The organism is Marinoscillum furvescens DSM 4134 (genome assembly GCF_003386095.1).
GTDB lineage: Bacteria > Bacteroidota > Bacteroidia > Cytophagales > Cyclobacteriaceae > Marinoscillum > Marinoscillum furvescens.
Genome location: NZ_QREG01000009.1, coordinates 169,008 through 192,242, shown reverse-complemented (window position 1 = coordinate 192,242; position 23,235 = coordinate 169,008). Strand labels below are relative to the sequence as shown.

The window sequence follows — 23,235 nt, the reverse complement described above, 5'->3', positions numbered from 1 at the left end:
GGGTGAGTCTGAAGCAGTAACTTTTGATGTGTCGAATGACAGTTCAGCACTGTTCAGCTCACAACCTTCGATTGCTGCAAATGGTACCTTGACCTTTACGCCAGCAGCCAATGCTTATGGTTCAGCAACTGTTAGTGTGATTTTGAACGATGGCCAAGCTGCTAACAACCTCTCTACTACTGAGACCTTCACCATCACGATCAATGCAGTAAATGATGCTCCAAGCTTTACGAAAGGTGCTGATCAAGTAGTAAACGAAGACACTTCAGCTATCACGATCACCAACTGGGCAACCTCCATCAGCGCAGGTCCTGGTGAGACTGAAGCAGTAACTTTTGATGTATCAAATGACAGTTCAGCAATATTCAGCATTCAGCCAGCCATAGCTGCAAATGGTACGTTGACTTACACACCAGCAGCTAATGCCTACGGTTCAGCTACAGTAAGCGTGACTTTGAATGATGGCCAAGCCAGCAACAACTTGTCTGCAACGAAGACATTCACCATCACCATCAATGCAGTCAATGACGTTCCGAGTTTTACCAAAGGTGCTGATCAGGTAGTTAATGAAGACACCACTGCCATCACAATTAGCAATTGGGCAACCTCCATCAGTGCTGGTCCTGGTGAGTCTGAAGCAGTAACTTTTGATGTGTCGAATGACAGTTCAGCACTGTTCAGCTCACAACCTTCGATTGCTGCAAATGGTACCTTGACCTTTACGCCAGCAGCCAATGCTTATGGTTCAGCAACTGTTAGTGTGATTTTGAACGATGGCCAAGCTGCTAACAACCTCTCTACTACTGAGACATTCACCATCACGATCAATGCAGTAAATGATGCTCCGAGTTTTACCAAAGGTGCTGATCAGGTAATTGATGAGGATGCCGGTGCGCAAACAATTTTAAACTGGGCAACAGCAATTTCTGCAGGTGAGGGAGAGTCGCAGAGTTTGACATTCGAAGTGTCGAATGATAGCGCCGCTTTATTCAGTGGTCAACCAGCGATCGATGCGAATGGCACGTTGACCTACACACCTGCAGCGAATGCTTACGGTTCAGCTACTGTAAGCGTAACCTTAAACGATGGCCAGGCAAGTAATAACTTGTCCGCAACAGAGACATTTACTATAACCATCAATGGCGTCAATGATGCTCCTAGTTATACCAAAGGTGCTGATCAGGTAGTAAACGAAGACACCACCGCAATCACAGTTAGCAACTGGGCAACCTCCATTAGCGCAGGTCCTGGTGAGACTGAAGCAGTGACTTTTGATGTATCAAATGACAGCAGCGCACTATTCAGCGTTCAGCCAAGTATCGCCGCAAATGGCACGTTGACATACACGCCAGCAGCGAATGCCTACGGTTCAGCAACCGTTAGTGTGACATTGAACGATGGCCAAGCTGCTAACAATTTGTCTGCAACGGAGACATTCACCATCGCCATCAATGCAGTCAATGACGCTCCGAGTTTTACCAAAGGTGCTGATCAATCAATCGATGAAGATGCAGGAGCGCAGAGTATTGCCAACTGGGCAACTGCCATCAGCGCTGGTCCTGGTGAGACTGAAACAGTAACCTTTGATGTAACCAACGACAGTTCAGCACTTTTCAGCGTACAGCCAAGTATCGCCGCAAATGGAACTTTGACTTACACACCAGCCGCGAATGCCTACGGTTCAGCTACAGTAAGCGTGACTTTGAACGATGGCCAATCCAGCAACAATCTGTCATCAACAGAGACCTTCACCATCACAATTAATAGCGTCAACGATGCTCCAAGTTTTTCTAAAGGTGCAGATCAGGTGGTTAATGAAGACACTTCAGCGATCACAGTTGGCAACTGGGCAACGTCCATCAGTGCTGGTCCTGGTGAAACAGAGGTCGTAACTTTTGATGTATCAAACGACAGTTCAGCACTATTCAGCGTTCAGCCAAGTATCGCTTCAAATGGTACCTTGACTTACACACCAGCAGCCAACGCTTACGGTTCAGCTACCGTTAGCGTGACTTTGAATGACGGACAGACCAGTAATAACTTATCCGCAACAGAGATTTTCACTATCACAATCAATGCGATCAATGACGCTCCGAGTTTTACCAAAGGAGCCGATCAGGTAGTTAACGAAGACACCACCGCTATCACGGTTAGCAACTGGGCAACCTCTATCAGTGCTGGTCCTGGTGAGACTGAAACAGTAACCTTTGACGTGACCAACGACAGTTCAGCACTATTCAGCGTACAGCCGAGCATTGCTACAAATGGCACCTTGACTTACACGCCAGCAGCCAACGCTTACGGTTCAGCAACTGTTAGTGTGACTTTGAACGATGGCCAAGCTGCTAACAACCTCTCTACCACTGAGACATTTACCATAACGATCAATGCGGTGAACGACGCTCCTAGCTTTACGAAAGGTGCTGATCAGGTAATCGATGAGGATGCCGGTGAACAGAGTATTGCCAATTGGGCATCAGCTATTTCGGCTGGTCCGGGTGAGACTGAATCTGTAACCTTTGATGTCAACAACGACAGCAGCGCACTATTCAGCGTACAGCCAAGTATTTCTGCAAATGGTACTTTGACCTTTACGCCAGCAGCGAATGCTTACGGTTCAGCAACTGTGAGCGTAACCTTGAATGATGGCCAAGCCAGCAACAACCTATCATCAACGGAGACCTTTACGATCACCATCAATGCAGTTAATGACGCTCCGAGTTTTACCAAAGGTGCTGATGAAGTAGTTAACGAAGACACCACAGCCATCACGATCACCAACTGGGCAACTGCCATCAGCGCTGGTCCTGGTGAGACTGAAACAGTAACCTTTGATGTCACCAATGATAGCAGCGCACTATTCAGTGCTCAACCTGAGATAGCTGCAAATGGCACCTTGACCTTTACGCCAGCAGCGAATGCTTACGGTTCAGCTACCGTGAGTGTAACCTTGAATGATGGCCAAGCCAGCAACAACCTATCATCAACGGAAACCTTTACGATCACCATCAATGCAGTTAATGACGCTCCGAGTTTTACCAAGGGAGCCGATCAGGTGATTGATGAGGATCCGGGGGCGCAAACAATTTTGAACTGGGCAACAGCTATTTCGGCTGGTCCGGGTGAGACTGAATCTGTAACCTTTGATGTCAACAACGATAGCAGCGCACTATTCAGCGTACAGCCAAGTATTTCTGCAAATGGTACTTTGACCTTTACGCCAGCAGCGAATGCTTACGGTTCAGCAACTGTGAGCGTAACCTTGAATGATGGCCAAGCCACTAATAACCTTTCCACCACGGAGACCTTCACGATCACGATCAATGCAGTTAATGACGCTCCGAGTTTTACTAAAGGAGCCGATCAGGTAATCGATGAGGATGCCGGAGCACAAAGTATTACCAATTGGGCAACAGCAATTTCTGCTGGTTCGGGTGAAACCGAATCTGTGAGCTTTAACGTGACCAATGACAGTAGCGCATTATTCAGCGTACAGCCAAGTATCGCCGCAAATGGTACGTTGACTTACACGCCTGCAGTGAATGCTTATGGTTTAGCTACCGTTAGTGTGTCCTTGAATGACGGACAAGCGACCAACAATCTGTCATCAACAGAGACCTTTACCATCACGATCAATGCAGTGAACGATGCACCTAGCTTTACTAAAGGTGCTGATCAAGTAATTGATGAGGATGCGGGGGCGCAAACAATTTTAAACTGGGCAACAGCAATTTCTGCTGGTCCAAGTGAAACCGAATCTGTGAGCTTTGACGTGACCAACGACAGTTCAGCACTTTTCAGCGTTCAGCCAAGCATTGCCGCAAATGGCACCTTGACCTTTACGCCAGAAGCGAATACTTACGGTTCAGCTACCGTGAGTGTAACCTTGAATGATGGCCAAGCCAGCAACAACCTATCATCAACGGAGACCTTTACGATCACCATCAATGCAGTTAATGACGCTCCGAGTTTTACCAAGGGAGCCGATCAGGTGATTGATGAGGATGCGGGGGCGCAAACAATTTTGAACTGGGCAACAGCTATTTCGGCTGGTCCGGGTGAGACTGAATCTGTAACCTTTGATGTCAACAACGACAGCAGTGCACTATTCAGCGTACAGCCAAGTATTGCTTCAAATGGTACTTTGACCTTTACGCCAGCAGCGAATGCTTACGGTTCAGCAACTGTGAGCGTAACCTTGAATGATGGCCAAGCCAGCAACAACCTATCATCAACGGAGACCTTTACGATCACCATCAATGCAGTCAATGACGCTCCTAGCTTTACGAAAGGTGCTGATCAGGTAATTGATGAGGATGCCGGAGCACAAACAATTCTGAATTGGGCAACAGCAATTTCTGCTGGTTCGGGTGAAACCGAATCTGTGAGCTTTAACGTGACCAATGACAGTAGCGCATTATTCAGCGTACAGCCAGCGATCGCTTCAAATGGCACCTTGACTTACACGCCAGCAGCCAACGCTTACGGTTCAGCAACTGTTAGTGTGACTTTGAACGATGGCCAAGCTGCTAACAACCTCTCTACTACTGAGACATTCACTATCACGATCAATGCGATCAATGACGCTCCGAGTTTTACCAAAGGAGCCGATCAGGTAGTTAACGAAGACACCACCGCTATCACGGTTAGCAACTGGCCAACTGTCATCAGTGCTGGTCCTGGTGAGACAGAAGTTGTAATCTTCGATGTAACCAACGACAGTTCGGCACTATTCAGCGTACAGCCAAGTATCGCCGCAAATGGCACTTTGACTTACACACCAGCCGCGAATGCTTACGGTTCAGCTACGGTGAGCGTAACCTTAAATGACGGTCAGGCCACAAACAACCTTTCATCAACAGAGACTTTTACCATCACCATCAATGGCGTCAATGACGCTCCGAGTTTTACTAAAGGCGGTGATCAATCAATCGATGAGGATGCAGGGGCGCAAATAATTTTGAACTGGGCAACAGCAATTTCTGCTGGTCCAAGTGAAACCGAATCTGTGAGCTTTGACGTGACCAACGACAGTTCAGCACTTTTCAGCGTACAGCCAAGCATTTCTGCAAATGGCACCTTGACTTACACTCCAGCAGCCAACGCTTACGGTTCAGCAACTGTTAGTGTGACCTTGAATGACGGACAAGCGACTAACAACCTATCATCAACGGAGACATTCACCATCACGATAAATGGCGTCAATGACGCTCCTAGCTTTACGAAAGGTGCTGATCAGGTAGTAAACGAAGACACCACCGCCATTACAATCACCAACTGGGCAAAATCCATCAGCGCAGGTCCTGGTGAGACAGAAGTTGTAACCTTCGATGTAACCAACGACAGTTCAGCACTATTCAGCGTACAGCCGAGTATCGATGCGAATGGCACCTTGACTTACACGCCAGCAGCGAATGCTTATGGTTCAGCTACCGTTAGTGTGACTTTGAACGATGGTCAGGCCACAAACAACCTTTCTACTACAGAGACATTCACCATCACGATCAATGCGATCAATGACGCTCCGAGTTTTTCTAAAGGTGCTGATCAAGTGATTGATGAAGATGCCGGAGCACAAACAATTCTGAATTGGGCAACAGCAATTTCTGCAGGTGAGGGAGAGTTGCAGAGTTTGACATTCGAAGTGTCGAATGATAGCGCCACTTTATTCAGTGGTCAACCTGCGATCGATGCGAATGGAGCTTTAATGTTCACACCAGCAGCTAATGCCTACGGTTCGGCTACCGTGAGTGTAACCTTGAATGATGGCCAAGCCAGCAACAACTTGTCTGCAACGGAGACATTCACCATCACCATCAATGCAGTCAATGACGTTCCGAGTTTTACCAAAGGCACTGATCAAGTGATTGATGAGGATGCAGGAGCGCAAACAATTTTGAACTGGGCAACAGCAATTTCTGCAGGTGAGGGAGAGTCGCAGAGTTTGACATTCGAAGTGTCGAATGATAGCGCCGCTTTATTCAGTGGTCAACCTGCGATCGATGCGAATGGAGCTTTAATGTTCACACCAGCAGCTAATGCCTATGGTTCAGCTACGGTGAGCGTAATCTTGAACGATGGCCAAGCTGCTAACAACCTCTCTACCACCGAGACCTTCACCATCACGATCAATGCAGTCAATGACGCTCCTAGCTTTACGAAAGGTGCTGATCAGGTAGTAAACGAAGACACCACCGCAATCTCAGTTAGCAACTGGGCAACTGCAATTTCAGCTGGACCAGGAGAAACCGAATCTGTGAGCTTTGACGTGACCAACGACAGTTCAGCACTGTTCAGCGTACAGCCATCGATCAATTCAAATGGCACTTTGACTTACACGCCTTCAGCGAATGCTTATGGTTCAGCAACTGTTAGTGTGACTTTGAACGATGGCCAAGCTGCTAACAACCTCTCTACAACTGAGACATTCACCATCACCATCAATGCAGTCAATGATGTTCCGAGTTTTACCAAAGGTGCTGATCAGGAAATTGATGAGGATGCCGGAGCACAGAGTATTGCCAATTGGGCAACCTCCATTAGCGCAGGTCCTGGTGAAACTGAAGCAGTGACTTTTGATGTATCAAATGACAGTAGCGCACTATTTAGCATTCAGCCAGCGATTGCTGCAAATGGCACGTTGACCTACACACCAGCAGCGAATGCTTATGGTTCAGCAACCGTTAGTGTGACTTTGAACGATGGCCAAGCTACTAACAACTTGTCATCAACAGAGACTTTTACCATCACGATCAATGGCGTCAATGACGCTCCTAGCTTTTCCAAGGGTACTGATCAGGTAATTGATGAGGATGCCGGAGCACAAACCGTATCGAATTGGGCAACTGCTATCAGTGCTGGTCCAGGAGAAACCGAGGCTGTAACTTTTGATGTATCAAACGACAGTTCAGCACTTTTCAGCGTACAGCCAGCGATCGCTTCAAATGGAACCTTGACATACACGCCAGCAGCGAATGCATATGGTTCAGCTACCGTGAGCGTAACCTTGAACGATGGCCAAGCCACTAACAACCTATCATCAACGGAGACCTTTACGATCACGATCAATGCGATCAATGACGCTCCGAGTTTTACCAAAGGTGCTGATCAGGTAATTGATGAGGATGCAGGAGCGCAAACAATTTTGAACTGGGCAACAGCAATTTCTGCAGGTGAGGGAGAGTCGCAGAGTTTGACATTCGAAGTGTCGAATGATAGCGCCGCTTTATTCAGTGGTCAACCTGCGATCGATGCGAATGGAGCTTTAATGTTCACACCAGCAGCTAATGCCTACGGTTCGGCTACCGTGAGTGTAACCTTAAATGATGGCCAAGCTGCTAACAACCTTTCCACCACGGAGACCTTCACCATCACGATCAATGCAGTGAACGATGCACCGGTAATCACTTCGATAAATGCTGTGGAGACCTTGGAGGACATATCGTTTTTCTTCAAGATCGATGATCTTAAAATTGAAGATGCGGATTCTGAGTTGTCAGAAATGAGTGTCCGTGTGCTTTCAGGGGCTAACTATACGGCACAAGGAGCAACGCTCACGCCAGACTCAAATTTCTTCGGCGAACTAGAAATAGAGCTGGTGGTAAATGATGGAACTTCCGATTCGGAGCCATTTAAAGCTTCACTGCAAGTAATTGCTGTGAACGATGCGCCTACTTTCACGGCAGGTGCTGATATAAACATAGAAGAAAATACTGGTAATCAAAGCGTTAGGGCTTGGGCTACTTCGGTGAGCTGGGGAGCTGTCAACGAGGCTGGACAGGTTCTAACCTTTGAATTATCAGTGGATAAACCTGAGCTATTTGACGAGCTGCCAGCCATCAACTCTGCTGGAGATTTATCTTTTAAAACCAAATCACAAGCATTTGGTGTGGCTGCTGTAGATGTTCAACTTTTTGATGACGGAGGTACGACCAATGGCGGCAAAGACGCGTCAACCATTTCCACATTTAAGATTTCCATAAGCGAAGTAAATGATGCACCGGTTATTACGGATCAGAAAGCCAAAAGCGCACAAGCCGGTGAGACAGTGACCATATCATTAGAAGAACTCATCGTCGAAGATCCTGACAATGCTTACCCTACTGATTTTTCATTGGCTATATATCCTGGCGAGCATTACATAGTTACAGAGCAATCGATTCGTATAGCTGCCGAGTACGCTGGAAACTTGCCAGTAGAGGTTTCGGTAAATGATGGTGAGCTGGAGAGTAATATTTACGAATTTTTGATCGCGGTGAGTGCTCAGGATGACCCAATCATCACAGGTCAACGTGCCATAGCTTTCGACGAAGATACTTCTTACGAAATCACTCTGGACGATCTGACGATCGAAAACGCGAGAGCAGAAATGCAGCTTTCGTTTGCTTCTGGTGAGCTTTATACCCTGGACGAAAACATCCTTACCCCAAAAGCAAACTACAATGGACCTTTAAATGTGGCCATCACGCTTATCTGGAGCGGCGGAGAAACTACCCCTTTTGAATTACAGATGGAAGTACTGCCGGTCAATGATCAGCCAGTAGCCAATGATGACGTATTTGAAGTATTTTTTGGAGAAGAACTTCAAGCTAATGTATTGGCTAACGACACGGATATTGATGGAGATGAGCTCACAGTAGAAGCAGAAACCATTTCAAATGGCAGAACAATTTTAGCATTAAATGCTGACGGTTCGATTGTGTTCTCCTCTTCCGACCAAGCCGGAGCTTTCAACCACTACTACAAAACCTGTGATGCCGGAGGTTTGTGTACCGAGGGATTACTTACGGTCAACGTGATATATGGGGACTTTGACGATGATCAAATCCCTGATGAAGTAGAGATAGGTACTTTTGACACAGATGAAGATGGAATTCCAGATTTCCAGGACACAGATGCTGACAATGATGGGATTCCTGACGCCATAGAAGCAGGAGTTGATCCTGTAAACCCTGTGGATACAGATGCAGACGGCACACCTGATTACCTCGATTTGGACAGTGATGCAGACGGTAAGTCGGATTTGGAAGAAGGGATAGAAGACTGTGATGCCGACGGTATTCCAAACTATCTGGATGCCAATGAAGCTTGTGAGCAAATCGTCGCTGCAGAGGGCTTTAGCCCCAATGGTGATGGTATCAACGACCTATGGGAGCTGGCTGGAATCGAAGATTACCCGAACAACAAGGTACAGATTTACAACCGTTGGGGTACACTGGTAAAAGAGTTTACAAACTATAACAATACGAGTAATGCATGGGCTGGACTTAACCGATTCAGCAAAGAAGTGCCAGACGGCACGTATTTCTACATCGTGACCATCCAGGGTGAAAACAACCCGGCAGGTATACAACTAAACGGATACATAATTGTAAGCCGATGAAAACACTTACCACCATCATACTATTAGTCATTGGCCTTGCTGCCTCTGCGCAGCAAGAGTACATGTTTACGCAATACATGTTCAATGGGCTGGCCATCAATCCTGCCTACGCAGGTAGCCACGAGGCGCTAAGCGTTACGGCCATGCACCGTGATCAGTGGGTAGGTATGGACGGTGCTCCGAGCACCCAGACGCTGGCAGTTCATAGTCCTATTCGTCAAAAACACATCGCAGTGGGTGCCTTGTTTGTACGAGACCAGATCGGTGTGACCACTGATCATACGCTCTTTGGCTCCTATGCTTACAAAATCGATCATCACAACTATCACCTTTCTTTTGGTCTACAAGCCGGCTTTTCGATGTTCAACAATGATCTGTCCAACGTACAACTGACCAATCAGGACGATCAAAGATTTTATGGAAATGGCGAAAGCGCATTTTTACCAAACGCAGGTGTCGGGGTGTATTTCTATCTGCCGCAATTTTATGCGGGGCTCAGCGTACCTCAGCTTTTTACCAATAAATACAGTGAAAACTCAGACCGCATTGCGGGGCAGGTACGTCATTATTTCCTGACAGTAGGGGCTGTTTTCCCCATATCCAGGAATGTAAAATGGAAGCCTAACCTCATGATGCGTGCTGCAGATCGAAGCGGTTTTGGTTTGGATATCAATTCTAGCTTTTTATTCAATGATATCGTCTGGATAGGAGCTTCTTATCGCCATCAGGAGTCTGTAGATATCATCTTTGAGCTACAACTTTCGGCTCATTTTCGTTTTGGATATGCCTATGATATCAGTACCAATGGTCTCAACAACGCCAATGCTGGTAGTCATGAGCTGGTCATCAATTATCGATTTACCAGGGGCGCAAGGCGTCTGATGAACCCAAGAAATTTCTAAGCAGAGTCAATGCGCATTAGTATCTACATATTGACAATGATCTGGCTATCGTCGGTAGCCTCCGCACAGCTGCTTGATCAAGTGACGGACAAAGAAAATCGTGCAAACGAATACTTTCAGGATTATGCCTATGATAAGGCAAAGCCACTTTTTCGTCAGGTGTACCGAAAGGACACCACACGTCAGGATTTGGCTTTGAAAATCGCTGAATGTGCACGGCATACGTTTCACTACAAGGATGCAGAAAAATGGTATTTGCGTGGGTTGAAAGACAATGACTCGGCGGACCCCATTTACTTTTTGCATTACGCCCAGTCGCTCACCAACAATGAAAAATATGATGAAGCCAAAGTCTGGTTTCACAAGTATGCCGAGGAGGCGAGTCATGATTCGCGCTCAGGCAAAAAAATAGCCACGCTGGACAACATCCACTTTCATTTTCAGGATTCACAGGCAGTAGCATTTCAGCCCATTCGTATCAATACTGAGGAGGCGGATTGGTCGCCAGCCTACTTTGGCGATAAACTGGTTTTTATTTCTTCACGCAAAGACACAGAGAAGTTTAAAAACGTACTCAACTGGCAAGTAGAGGACTATAACGACCTGTACCTCACACATGAAAATGAAGACGGCACTATGAGTGATCCGGTACCCTTTCACGCCGATATTAACTCTACTTTTCACGAAGGGCCATTGGTGTTTTTGGGTGAGGACGAGTTCATTTTCACTCAAAACGAGTCCGACGGAGCTGATGGAGGAGGACATTTGGCGATATATCATGCCAAGTTTAATCCCCAGGATTTTTCCTTCACCTTCGTAGAAAAACTGGATTTGGCACCAAAGAAATATTCGGTAGCCCACCCGGCCATCAGTCCAGACCATAAGACACTCTATTTTGCATCCAACATGCCTGGCGGCTATGGGGCGGCGGATATCTATATGGCCACCTGGGATGGAACCACCTGGAGTAATCCAGTGAATATGGGCCCTGAAATCAATTCTGAAGGCAGCGAGTCTTTTCCATTTGTGATGAATGAAGATGAGCTTGTGTTTGCCTCTGACGGTCATGGTGGCCTTGGCGGACGAGACCTTTTTGTAGTTGATCTTTCCCACGAGCATTTAGAGGTTGTCAATCTTGGCTATCCCTACAATTCTTCCAAAGATGACTTTGGCTACATTAGTGATGCTACAGGAAGTGCTGGCTTTTTCACATCGAATCGCAAAAATGGAGGACTGGATGATGATATCTACAGATTCTGTGTGATTTGGGTAGCAGTAGAGTTTTTGGTGGCAGATGCCAACACAGCGGAACCCATAGGAGATGCCCTGATCAGTGTCCTGAAAAATGACACGCTGGTAGAGAGCCGATATACCTCCCGAAATGGTGTACTTACTATGCCTGCAATCCCTGGTGAATCTTACGAATTTACCATAGCCAAACCGGGCTATGAGACACATACTTATCACCTCGAAACTACCGGCGCAGATGCTGGTGCCGTAAAAGAGCTGGACATACTACTCGAGCGCGCGGCACAAGTAGCCGCTGGGCCACCTACTGATACTACGGATTTTGAGGCCTTTAAAAAATACTATAACCGCGAACGGCTCATTCTTACAGTAGACAATCAGGTGTTTGAATACCGTGAATTGGGAGACTACAAATACCTCGTGGCTGGTGATGAAAAAATACTATTAGACAAAACCGTAGGAGACCCATCACTTTCGCTGAAAGACCGGGCAATGGAGATCCTCACCCAGTCGGGCTACGAAGTAGGCGAAAGTTTCGAAATCAAAAACGTGTATTTCGAGCTGGATGAAACCGACTTTATGACAAAGTACAAATCGGAACTCGATGCGGCTGTAGGGGTGCTCAAAGCCTCTCCACGCACGAAAGTAGAGATCAAAACCTTCTCTGACAGCCGTGGCTCGATCGAATTTAATAACGAACTGACCTTCAAAAGGGCACAACAGGTAGCTCGCTATTTCATGGAGCAGGGTATCTCTGGCTCCAGATTTTTTATCAATGGCTATGGTGAGCAGGGCATTCTCAATCGCTGTGTAGACGGAGTGAAATGTGCCGAAGTAGAGCATGCCATCAACCGTCGAGCAGAATTTAACGTGATCATCCAATGACAAAAATTCATTTGACTGTACTGACAGGGTTCCTTGCTGTGAGCATTTTTTCCTATGCTCAGGAAGGATGCGGAGCACAGGACTTTTACGAGCGAGGAGCCGCAGCCTGTACCGATTATATAGAGCCAGTAAAATGCATCAATCTCGACATCACAGAATCTTTTGATTTTGATGGGCTGGAAATGGACTTTTCCTGGGACATGGGCGATGGCACGCAAAAAAAAGGTCTGGAGGTGGAGCACTGCTACGAAAAGGCAGGGAAATACAATGCTGCACTTACCGTAACTGACCTGGTCACCAAGGTGGTCATGGAAAACGAACTGGAAGTAGACGTGTACATTCGGGGCGAATTTGCACTGGCTATGGAGCCGGTGGAGGTGAAAGTACAAGAGCCATTTACTCCTACCTATGAGCTGAAACACCCTAAAAACTATGAGCTGGAGGCTTATTATTGGTCGTTTGGTGACGGTCGTTTTTCGTGTGAGAAGAACCCGGAGATCACCTACAGCACTGCCGCTGAGTATGCATTGGTGCTCAATGTGGTCTTGAGAAACGACACAGACATTATTCATTTGTGTGCTCAGCAGCTATTAAAAGCTGAAATGGCAGACCCCACTGGAGGTCGACTAGAAGACTATTTCGATGGCCTGGAAGTACCATCCCGGTTTTTAGCTACACCTGTAGCATACCGAATTGTACAGCAGCAGGGAGATTCTTACCAGACAGTTGCTCAAGAGGGAATTGCCGGAGGAGAGTCCTACGCACTGTTAGTCTACAGAGGAAGTCAGATGTTTTTATCGGATGAGTTTACCATCCCGGAAGGAGCAGATGCGACCACACAGCGCGAGTTGATGACGGCAGCTGCCGCTGGGGTACTTGAGCAGCAGCCAATCGAATTTCGCTCTTTGTATTTTGAGCTAAACACCAGCGGCCTGACTAAAAAAATGAAGAAAGCACTCAATAAGAATGCTGACCTCATGAAAGCTTATCCATTTCTCAGCTTTGTGGTCGGATCATACACACACACGGGAGGAGACTATGAGCGCAACGTTCGTTTGTCACGATCTAGAAGCCAGCTCGTTCGGGAGTATTTGATCAGCGAAGGAGTGGCTGCTGCCCAACTATCGGTGGCGGATCCGGCGGTACAGCGTGCACTGATCAATACCTGCGTCACTCGTGGTTGCGATTATGAAGATGAGTCGCTCAATCGTAGAACAGATTTTAAAGTAACCGGCCTTCAATAACATGGAAAAATCATTACAAATAGTTTCGGTTATCGCACTGCTGGTCGTACAATCTGTAGCCATTGCTCAGCGCGTACCCAATGAGGTCGAAAATGTAGATTTTCTCGTCACGTTTAGCAAAGACTCTCCGCTATCCTGGGGAGATGACGATTACACGCAGACGTTTTTCTTTGTGGTGCCTTACTCTTTCAAGGAGCCAGTATACATCCGAGTGCTAGACCCGGATGTTGGAGGGCAATATGACGAACCAAAGTCAAAATTTGATTCTTATTCCAAGTTTTCCATTTATGGAGGAGAGGGAGCACATACCGATCCGGATGCTCAGCAAATAGATCCAATCGGAAATTTCAAAAGTGGAACGCTGCTCGCTACCAAGACCTTTAAGAACGACCCAAGATATGATGGCAAGTGGTACACTTTCGGTCCATTTAACCCTTCTCAGGGTGAAAACGACCCATCGGTAAAGGGAAACGTATTCAAAATCATTTGTGAAGGAGTAAAAGGTGACGATGGTAACTTGTATCGATACTTTTTTAGCCTGGACCCAAACCAAAATATCGAAGTAGAAGGGGCCAACGCCTTTACCTATGAGTATTCTTTTCGGCTACCGCAAAAAAATCAGATCATTGCACATATCTATCCATTCATAGATGAAGACGTCATATCCATCACTCAGCACAATTTTGATTTTGACTATGATGGAGAGCTGGTCATTTATTCGGTATCCAAAAACCGGCATAAAATGGCGCGATCACCAAATCTCGGGTGGGCCTACAGCACACATGAAATCACCCCCGAAGAGCAAAATACCACAATAGACATTCAGATTTTAAAACACGGACGGGTAAACAACGACATGGTGTTTTACCTCCGAAACCAGTACGATAGAGCCATACCCTTTTTTACCATACCTATTGGCGGGCCGCCAAAGTATAAGTACAAGGTCAATCTTTCGTATCTCAAAGACTAAAGCTTATGAAACGCATATCCCTACTTCTAGTCTGGCTGCTAGTTAGCCAGTGGGCAAACGCTATTTTCTTCGATCAGCGTGTGTTCAACCCAGAATCCGGACTTACCGGCACGTTTGTGTATACCCTCAGTCAGGACCATGAAGGCTTTTTGTGGATAGGCACGGAAAACGGCCTTTTCCGATACGATGGGGACAAGTTTGAAAGCTATTACGAGAACGACTCGTTGCCTCAGGCATTTACTGCGTCTAAGAGCTATGCTACTTCTACCTATTTCGGAGAAGACAATGGCGCGATACGCCACTGGAATGGAGTTCAGTTTGAAACGATCAAAGAAGGCTCGGGCTCAGCCTCTCGGATCATGGGCATAGAACGTGATAGTAAAAATCAGCTTTGGCTGCTGACTCAAAACAATGGCTTGTTTCGCTTTGATCCAGCCACAGGTAAAACCGACGAGTTTTTGGTTCCGGCTCTTGCAGGTGTAGTGGCCAATGCGATGGGCATTTTTAGTGATGTGCTTTACGTAGGTACATCCGAAGGGCTTTTTCGATTTGATGTGGCGAGTGGTACGCCTCAGCAGATGGAAAACATCGAGGTGTTGGATTTTATCAATGTCCTTTCCATGCAACCCAAAAATGGCTCCAACGGCTTTTGGGTAGGCACTGAAGATGAAGGCTTGTATATGGTCAATGCCCTGGCAGACCGCAGTGGCAGGTATGCCGATGTGGCAATAAAAACCAAAATTCTTCCGCGTGAAAGCATCGTTACCATTCAGGAAGCACCCAATAAAGACTTATGGCTAGGCACGCGCTACCATGGCTTATACAAAATCAATTTTAATCAAGACAAAAAACTACCGGTACAGTATACTCATTTTGACACGAACAAATCCCTTCCGGGAAATCAGATAGGAGCTATCCTCATTGATCGAGCCGAAACCATGTGGTGTGGCATGCTGGGTACAGGGTTGGCTCAGTTAGTGGAAAAATCACTCCATTACTATTCATTTGAAAAGACGCTGCGATCTTCCAACTTTTCGGCCACCATACAAAACCGATACCATGAGTTGTTTTTTGGAACGGAAGACGGCATAGTAAAGGCTCACTATCCAGACAAGAATGATAGCCTGGTATTTGAATATTATCGCTCAGATTTCTTTGATGGCATGACCATTACCACATTTAGTTATGCATTGGATAGTTCCTTTTTGATAGGTACCAAGGCTAACGGCGTATTCAAGGCCGATGAGCGATTCGAAAAGATCGAGCGCTTTCCTTTGCATCTCAATTTTGAAGTCTCTCCGGTTCATGCTCTGGAAGTGGACCAGCAAGGAAACCTTTGGGTATCCATCTCCGGACACGGCGTGTATAAATATGAAGGTGATGAGCAGGTGGCCCATTATGCAACATCTACGGGGTTTTATCACAACGAAATTTATGATTTGCAGATAGATAAAGGTGGCAATGTATGGACCGCAGCACATTCTGCAGGCTTGGCGGTGATACGCGCAGATGGGCAGGTAGATTTACTTACCAAAGACAAAATATTTCCATCACGTGATGTGAATGCCCTTACCATGGATCGGTCGGGAAATATCTGGATAGCAACCTATGGTAACGGAGTATTTGAATACAATGGAGAGGAGTTTATTCGGTTTACAAAAAATGATGGGCTGCTTTCCGACTATTGCAACTCTATTATTGCAGATAGAGATGATCACGTGTGGATAGGCCACCGAAAAGGCCTTAGCAGGCTGGATGAGCATACCAACTCCATCACTACACTCACTCGCAAAAGTGGACTGGGCGAGCTAAATTTTTTACAAAACAGTGCGTTTAGTGATGAAGACCATAACATATGGATGGGCAACAGACATGGTATCACTTACTTGTCTTCACCTCACAAGCGATTTAGCTACCAAACCTTGAAAACCCACATCATGGATGTTCGCTTGTTTTACAAAGAAGTAGATCTGCAAGAGCATAGTGACAGTGAAGAACTTAACGGGATCATTCCCAGGGATTTGAGCTTTGCTTATGACCAAAATGAGTTGACATTTGATTTTGTAGCGGTAAACTTACTAGCTCCTGATAAAAACCTATACCAGTATCGTTTGATAGGGTATGATAACGAGTGGTCTCCGCCAACTTCCCAAAATAGCATGACATTTACCAACCTGGATCCAGGAAATTACCGCTTCGAAGTGAGACAGTCAGACAACCCGGTGTATTGGTCTGATGACAATGTCTATCAGGCGGCATTTGAAGTAAGGCCTCCTTATTGGAGAACATGGTGGTTTTCCTCTGGCGAAGTGATTTTCCTGATCATACTGGTGGTTATCACGGTGTTTTTTACCAAAAAGCTAAAGAACAAAGGCCTGGTAAAATTCCTGATCTATGTGAGCTTATTCATCATTTTCGAATACATCCACACACAGCTGGAGCCGTATTTGGAAGATTTTGCAGGCGGTGCGCCGATCTTCCAGGTCCTAATGCACACGTTGTTGGCGTTGGTGTTATTCCCGGTAGAAAACCTGGTGTCTCACAGAATTTACGTTAAAAGTGCGGCAAAAAAACAGGCTGAAGCGGCTATACACAGTGTTAAGGTAGATACTCCGCCTGCACCTGCCCAGCATCCAGAATAAAACTCTTCTTGTCATTGGGCATTTTGAAGTGAACGAGATTTTTCTGATCGTCAAACACTTCCAGCAAAATCTTATTAGAGATCCTCAGTTTGGGGATCTCTTTTACGTTTTGTACCTCCAGGTAGCACCAGATGACATCATCTTCTATTTCTGCACCTAGAAAATCATAGTTGCTTTTCTCACCATTGCACTCCAAAGCAAAGTGCGAATTAAAGTAGGCCGTAAGTGCAGCTTTGCGTTCGTCAGATGGCGTTAGCAGGCTCACAGTTGGGTGGTTGGGTTTTATGGCTTGCTCCAGGTCATCTAGAAAAATGCGGTGCGTAATCTGTAGCGCTTGGGTGTCCTCATCATAGACCACATCACAGACACTTACATAATAGGGGTGCAGTAGTAAACTAAACAGGAATAAAAGCATAGAAGTCATATCAGAGACCGTTCATCAAAATTTGGGCATGGTTTTTTCATGCAAAGGTGACATTAAATATTTTAGCGCCAATTTATGTCAGAGTTTCAAACATTTTACGAGCTGGGCCTGCAGCATATATTGGATAAAAACGGATACGATCACATAGTGTTCGTCATTGCGCTTTGTGCGCTCTACCAGGCAGACGATTGGAAACGCGTGCTGGTATTGGTGACCTCCTTTACTTTGGGGCACTCTTTCACGCTGGCGCTATCCACCTTGTCCATAGTAAATATCGACACAGATCTGGTAGAGTTTCTGATACCAGTTACCATTTTTATTACAGCCATTTTCAATCTTTTTGCTCGTACAGATAGTGAGCGGGTAAGTGTGAGAAATTACCTGTTTGCAGGGTTTTTCGGGCTTATTCACGGACTGGGCTTTTCCAATTACCTGAAAAGCCTTCTGGGAAAAGATGAAAGTATCATCACACAACTTTTCGCCTTCAATGTTGGTTTGGAGGTAGGACAGGTGATCGTGGTAGCAGCTTTGCTTGCTGCCGGGTTCTTGTGTGTACAAATTTTTGGAGTGAGTCGGCGAGATTGGAAGCTGACGATCTCAGCGGCAGTGGCAGGAGTGGCACTGGTGCTTATATTGGATTCAAATTATTTATAAACCCAAAAACACAGTTATGTTAAAGAGGATTATGCTTTCGGCCACCGTGCTGGCAAGTGCGCTATGCTCCACATGGGCACAAGCAGATACGGAGTGGAAACAAAAATTTGAGCAGCTAGACCATTTGTTGCCCACACCCAATACCTACCGTACAGCCTCTGGAGCTCCAGGTAAAGACTACTGGCAGCAGCAGGCTGACTACAAAATGAAAATCTCACTGGATGATGAAACGCAGCTGCTTACAGGAGAAGAAACCATCACATACTACAACAACTCTCCGGATCCTCTCAATTACTTGTGGGTGCAGCTGGATCAAAACATGCGTGCAGACGATTCTAATACTCCGCTAGTAGAGGCTAAAGAATATAAAGATGAGCTTACCGTAAAGGATTATTACAACCTCGCAGGTACGCCTGATTACGATGGTGGATTTAAAATAAAATGGGTGAAAGATGCCAATGGTGCACCCATGACCTACCGCATCAACAAAACTATGATGCGAGTAGAGCTTGACAAACCTTTGCAGCCAGGAGAAAAAACCTCTTTTGGTATTGCCTGGAGCTTTTACGTAAACGATCGTATGAAACTCGGAGGACGCTCAGGGTTCGAGTACTTCCCGGAGGATGACAACAGACTCTACACGATTGCTCAGTTTTTTCCTCGTATGGCTGTTTACAGCGACAATGAAGGCTGGCAAAACAAACAATTTCTGGGTAGAGGAGAATTTGCACTTTCTTTTGGGTCATACGAAGTGGCTATCACCGTGCCGGAGGATTTTATGGTAGCTTCTACAGGTACTTTGCAAAACCCTAAAGATGTACTCACAAAAACACAACGTGATCGACTGGAGAAGGCAAGAAATACCTTTGACAAGCCAGTAATGATTGTTACCGAAGAGGAGGCGATCAAAAACGAAAAATCAAGAGCCAAAGGCCGTAAAACCTGGGTGTTTCAGGCAGATAGCATTCGTGATTTTGCTTTTGCGGCTTCACGCAAATTTATCTGGGATGCCATGGCAGTAGACATCAATGGCAAAAAGCCAATGGCCATGTCTTACTATGGCAAAGAAGGAAACCCACTGTGGGAAGACTATTCTACCCGTGTGGTTGCCCAAACGCTGGAGACTTACTCCAAATACACCATCGATTACCCGTACTCCAAGGCAATATCTGTGCACTCTGCTTCCATCGGGATGGAGTACCCTATGATCTGCTTCAACTACGGAAGACCAGACAAAAATGGGGAGTATTCTGATAAGACTAAGTACGGTATGATTGGTGTGATCATCCATGAGGTAGGGCACAACTTCTTCCCTATGATCATCAACTCTGATGAGCGCCAGTGGACCTGGATGGACGAAGGGCTCAATACCTTCGTGCAGTACCTTACCGAGCAGGATTTCGAAGTGACTTTTGGTGAAGAATTTCCGCACAGAAGAGGCCCGGCGGATAAGATCGTTCCATACATGAGTGGCGAAAAAGGGCTATTCAGGCCGATTATGACCAACTCCGAACAGATTCTACAGTTTGGTAACAATGCCTATGCTAAGCCTGCCACAGCGCTCAACATTCTGAGAGAGGTAGTGATGGGCCCTGAGCTGTTTGATTATGCTTTCAAAGAGTATTCCAAACGATGGGCGTTTAAAAACCCCAGCCCTGCAGACTTTTTCCGCACCATGGAAGACGCCTCAGCTGTGGATTTAGACTGGTTTTGGAGAGGCTGGTTTTACAGCACAGACAATGTAGACGTAAACGTGGCAGATGTCACGTGGTACCGAATGGATGTGGAAAGTGAAGGCGTAGAGCAAAAGGTAGCTGAGGAAGAGTCTATTTCTAAGAACCGCAACGAAATCAACGATGTACCGAAAAAGCTTGATTTCAGCCCGTTGACCAAGGATTCATACCGTGAGTTTAGAAATCGATTTGATCAGGAAAGTATTAAAGCTGAAATGGCAGACAAGAACTACTACAAGGCTACGTTTAAAAATGAGGGAGGCCTCGTGATGCCACTGATACTGGAATGGACCTACGAAGATGGCTCCAGGGAAATCGAAAAGCTACCGGCAGAAATATGGAAATTGAATGAACAAGAGGTGACCAAGCTTTTCATTAAGGATAAAAAAGTCGTTAGCTTGAAATACGATCCGTTCAACGAAACAGCAGATGTGGAAATATCCAACAATACTTTTCCTCGGGTGGAAACACCTTCAAGATTCGAGAAGTTTAAGAAACAAACAGAATAACTATGAAAAAGCTCCTGCTACCATTCAGTATGTTGCTCGCACTGGCAGCCTGCAAAACCTCTAGCAATGGAGAAACCAATTTCTCCCAGCCAGATTCAGGTGAGCCTACTGAAGTAATCGAATATGATAATCCTCCGGGAGAGGATTTCAACATCGAAGGGTCATCGCCTATCGCAATACTAATAGCCGATCAGGTGATGAATGCCATGGGTGGCAGAGCTAAATGGGATCAAACCAACGTCCTCTACTGGAATTTTTTCGGTGCGAGGACGTTGCTTTGGGACAAAGCCAATAATCGGGTGCGTGTGGACATGCCAGCTAAAGATCTGACCATAGCACTCAACCTCCACGATGAAACAGGCAACGTGTGGCGGGCCGGTAAAGAACTTTCTAACCCGGATAGCGTAGCCAAATACCTGCAAAAAGGAAAGGAAATCTGGATCAACGACAGTTACTGGCTGGTGATGCCTTTTAAGCTGAAAGACTCTGGAGTGACGCTGACCTATGAGCGAGAAGACACCACCATGGCTGGGGATAAAGCTGATGTACTAAGGCTTACCTTCGAAAACGTAGGAGTAACCCCAAACAATGCCTACGAAGTGTGGGTAGACGTAGACCAAAAGCTCGTGACGCAGTGGGCATTTTTCCGAAACGCTGATCAGGAAGAACCCAACTTTGTATTGCCGTGGGGAGATTATCAGGACTACAACGGACTCCTGCTTTCGGGCGACCGTGGAGAGCGGGATCTTACAGACATTCAGGTATTGAAAAAAGCACCAAAAGGAGCCTTCGATAGTCCTGAAAAACTTAAGCTCTAAGATTAACATGCGCTTCTTTTTACTTTTGATTTGTTGCACTATCGCCTCGTTGGGCTATAGCCAGGAGGCCGAAGAAATTCTCCAGGAGCACTTCGAAGCACATGGTCAGAAGCAGTGGGAAGAAATCAGAACAGTGGAAATATCCGGCAAGCTTGTAGACGAAAGGTACTATGGCTTTCCGATGATACTCACTTACAAGCGCCCTGGCAAAATCCGCATCGCCGGAGTTTATGAAAACAAAAGATTTGCGCAGGCATATGATGGTACGGTAGCCTGGAGCATCGCACCCTGGAAAAAGCAATATCAAGTCGAAACCGCTACAGCATCTGAGGAGCTCATTTTAAGAAATAGTTATACGCCTGGGAGTCCGCTCTATCCATACCGTGAGCACTTGCAGTTTGAAGGCCTGCGAGATATGGAAGGTGTACTGTACTACGCGTTTACCATGGCTGAGGAGGCCTATTTGAAAACCTATTTTATCGATACGGAAAACTACCGACTCTACTATGAGCAGATCCAAACACGCTTTGGGAGCCAAAACCTGTCAATGCTGAAAGTAATAGACAAGTACAAGTCATACGGAGGTATGCTCATACCTACTGCAGTACGTTTTGAAGCGGACCAACTCGAATGGGAGCTGGTGTTTGATGAGGTACTCCTGGGAGTGGGAGCCAATGATAAGCTTTTCGCACGTCCAGAAAGTCAATAAGAAGACATCTGCATTTAATCCTAAAACCACACCGGACTTTTTGGGGTACTATACCACAAAAACAAAGCTATTTATGAAAGCCATTTGGAACGATCAGGTTATTGCAGAAAGTGATGAAACGGTAGTGGTAGAGGGCAATCACTATTTCCCACCAGAGAGTATTCACACAGATTATTTTAAGCCTAGCGACACCCATACGGTATGTCCGTGGAAAGGTACTGCGAGCTATTATACGCTAGAGGTGGACGGAAAGCAAAACGAGGATGCAGCGTGGTATTACCCGGAGACCAGCGAGCTGGCCAAAAACATCAAAGGATATGTGGCCTTTTGGAATGGGGTAGAGGTAAAAGAAGCGTAGCGCCGTTGGGGTACAACGACGCTCACAGAGCAGTTATTTACTGCTTTTCATATCTCCTCCACCAAAAATGGAGTGCCCACGGATATATACTTTGGGGCCGCTGGTGTTGATAGGGCTGGGCCGTTTGTCTTCAAAACCCCCAAATATGTTTGTGGTATCTATGGTTACATTCCAGTCTTGAGGGACGAGTAAGTCACATCCACCAAAGATATTCGTCACCTCGATCACCGTGCCGTCATCGGCTTTGGCCTGAAGTAGGTCTACAGTGCCACCGCCAAACACGTTGGTGACTTTGCCACCATTGAGCGTCTGACTGGTTATTTGCACGGTACTACCTCCAAAAACATTGACCTCATCGAAAAACGAGTCATCTGAAGAGCGTTGTGGACTACCTTTTGACTTGAATACAAACGACAGCCCGAGGATGATGAGCAGTACTGGCCAGTAATCGGCCACACTGTATGGGGTATGCTGCTGGGTAAAGAAGAACCCCCAAAGCAGTGCGAAAATAAGTGCCCCGGAGCGATTGCCAGAAGCCAGATTGACAATGGCAAGCAGTAGAAATATCTGAGTCCAGGAAAAGACATATCTGGGGATATCTGGCAAAATGTTGAGGTTTTCGAGCAGAAGTAAAATGCCGATCAACACCAGTATGATGCCGAAAAATGCTTTGCGATTTGATTTCATAGTGTTTGTAAGGTTAAGCTGAATAAGAATTGTTTCAAAAGAACATAAATCACTATGAGCGTACAACTAC

13 protein-coding genes are annotated in these 23,235 nt (G+C 46.2%); 11 read left to right on the top strand and 2 right to left on the bottom strand.

The genetic code is table 11. The features are described from left to right. Window positions 1-28 precede the first annotated feature (28 nt). From C7460_RS11670 to C7460_RS11645, 6 genes are read left to right on the top strand one after another with little or no spacing between them, the layout of a single operon-like run. Window positions 29-9,382 (top strand): tandem-95 repeat protein, encoded by a 9,354-nt coding sequence (locus C7460_RS11670; RefSeq protein ID WP_221409502.1) that lies wholly within the window; start codon window positions 29-31, stop codon window positions 9,380-9,382. Further along, window positions 9,379-10,284, top strand: a complete 906-nt coding sequence (locus C7460_RS11665; RefSeq protein ID WP_115868284.1) for a PorP/SprF family type IX secretion system membrane protein — start codon at window positions 9,379-9,381, stop codon at window positions 10,282-10,284. The genes C7460_RS11670 and C7460_RS11665 overlap by 4 nt, the downstream gene beginning before the upstream one ends. Before the next feature lie 9 nt (window positions 10,285-10,293). Continuing rightward, on the top strand, window positions 10,294-12,417 hold the full coding sequence (locus C7460_RS11660) for an OmpA family protein (protein WP_115868283.1): 2,124 nt from the start codon (window positions 10,294-10,296) through the stop codon (window positions 12,415-12,417). Next, the gene (locus C7460_RS11655) at window positions 12,414-13,661 is read left to right on the top strand and encodes a PKD domain-containing protein (RefSeq protein WP_115868282.1); all 1,248 of its coding nucleotides are present in this window, start codon (window positions 12,414-12,416) and stop codon (window positions 13,659-13,661) included. The genes C7460_RS11660 and C7460_RS11655 overlap by 4 nt, the downstream gene beginning before the upstream one ends. A gap of 1 nt (window position 13,662) precedes the next feature. Then, on the top strand, window positions 13,663-14,631 hold the full coding sequence (locus C7460_RS11650; protein ID WP_115868281.1) for a hypothetical protein: 969 nt from the start codon (window positions 13,663-13,665) through the stop codon (window positions 14,629-14,631). Between the two features lie 5 nt (window positions 14,632-14,636). Further along, window positions 14,637-17,273 (top strand): ligand-binding sensor domain-containing protein, encoded by a 2,637-nt coding sequence (locus C7460_RS11645; protein WP_115868280.1) that lies wholly within the window; start codon window positions 14,637-14,639, stop codon window positions 17,271-17,273. On the opposite strand, the gene C7460_RS11640 is transcribed toward C7460_RS11645, so the two are convergent. Continuing rightward, on the bottom strand, window positions 17,230-17,697 hold the full coding sequence (locus C7460_RS11640) for a DUF6702 family protein (protein ID WP_170147981.1): 468 nt from the start codon (window positions 17,695-17,697) through the stop codon (window positions 17,230-17,232). The genes C7460_RS11645 and C7460_RS11640 overlap by 44 nt on opposite strands. Window positions 17,698-17,772: 75 nt before the next feature. Between C7460_RS11640 and C7460_RS11635 the strand changes: the two genes are divergently transcribed. The 5 genes from C7460_RS11635 (at window position 17,773) to C7460_RS11615 (ending at window position 22,478) form a co-directional block, all read left to right on the top strand. Next, window positions 17,773-18,351, top strand: coding sequence for a HupE/UreJ family protein (locus tag C7460_RS11635; RefSeq protein WP_115868278.1), 579 nt, complete (start codon window positions 17,773-17,775; stop codon window positions 18,349-18,351). A 16-nt stretch (window positions 18,352-18,367) separates the two neighbouring features. After that, complete coding sequence (locus tag C7460_RS11630; protein ID WP_170147980.1) at window positions 18,368-20,593, top strand: M1 family metallopeptidase; 2,226 nt, start codon at window positions 18,368-18,370, stop codon at window positions 20,591-20,593. Window positions 20,594-20,595: 2 nt separating this feature from the next. Further along, on the top strand, window positions 20,596-21,411 hold the full coding sequence (locus C7460_RS11625; RefSeq protein WP_170147979.1) for a hypothetical protein: 816 nt from the start codon (window positions 20,596-20,598) through the stop codon (window positions 21,409-21,411). Window positions 21,412-21,418: 7 nt separating this feature from the next. Further along, window positions 21,419-22,120 carry a hypothetical protein gene (locus tag C7460_RS11620; protein ID WP_147302923.1) on the top strand — a complete coding sequence of 234 codons (702 nt, stop codon included), beginning with the start codon at window positions 21,419-21,421 and terminating at the stop codon, window positions 22,118-22,120. Window positions 22,121-22,193: 73 nt separating this feature from the next. Beyond that, window positions 22,194-22,478, top strand: a complete 285-nt coding sequence (locus C7460_RS11615) for a DUF427 domain-containing protein (RefSeq protein WP_115868275.1) — start codon at window positions 22,194-22,196, stop codon at window positions 22,476-22,478. A gap of 33 nt (window positions 22,479-22,511) precedes the next feature. Here the strand turns inward: C7460_RS11615 and C7460_RS11610 are convergent, their stop codons facing one another. Next, a complete protein-coding gene (locus C7460_RS11610) occupies window positions 22,512-23,165 on the bottom strand; it encodes a LiaF transmembrane domain-containing protein (RefSeq protein ID WP_115868274.1) in 654 nt (217 codons plus the stop codon). Between the last annotated feature and the right edge of the window lie 70 nt (window positions 23,166-23,235).

Bases quoted from the DNA above. Each gene is read 5' to 3' on its own strand.
- C7460_RS11665 (WP_115868284.1), top strand. From the start codon at position 9,379: ATGAAAACACTTACCACCATCATACTATTAGTCATTGGCCTTGCTGCC.
- C7460_RS11660 (WP_115868283.1), top strand. From the start codon at position 10,294: ATGCGCATTAGTATCTACATATTGACAATGATCTGGCTATCGTCGGTA.
- C7460_RS11655 (WP_115868282.1), top strand. From the start codon at position 12,414: ATGACAAAAATTCATTTGACTGTACTGACAGGGTTCCTTGCTGTGAGC.
- C7460_RS11650 (WP_115868281.1), top strand. From the start codon at position 13,663: ATGGAAAAATCATTACAAATAGTTTCGGTTATCGCACTGCTGGTCGTA.
- C7460_RS11645 (WP_115868280.1), top strand. From the start codon at position 14,637: ATGAAACGCATATCCCTACTTCTAGTCTGGCTGCTAGTTAGCCAGTGG.
- C7460_RS11640 (WP_170147981.1), bottom strand. From the start codon at position 17,697: ATGACTTCTATGCTTTTATTCCTGTTTAGTTTACTACTGCACCCCTAT.
- C7460_RS11635 (WP_115868278.1), top strand. From the start codon at position 17,773: ATGTCAGAGTTTCAAACATTTTACGAGCTGGGCCTGCAGCATATATTG.
- C7460_RS11630 (WP_170147980.1), top strand. From the start codon at position 18,368: ATGTTAAAGAGGATTATGCTTTCGGCCACCGTGCTGGCAAGTGCGCTA.
- C7460_RS11625 (WP_170147979.1), top strand. From the start codon at position 20,596: ATGAAAAAGCTCCTGCTACCATTCAGTATGTTGCTCGCACTGGCAGCC.
- C7460_RS11620 (WP_147302923.1), top strand. From the start codon at position 21,419: ATGCGCTTCTTTTTACTTTTGATTTGTTGCACTATCGCCTCGTTGGGC.
- C7460_RS11615 (WP_115868275.1), top strand. From the start codon at position 22,194: ATGAAAGCCATTTGGAACGATCAGGTTATTGCAGAAAGTGATGAAACG.
- C7460_RS11610 (WP_115868274.1), bottom strand. From the start codon at position 23,165: ATGAAATCAAATCGCAAAGCATTTTTCGGCATCATACTGGTGTTGATC.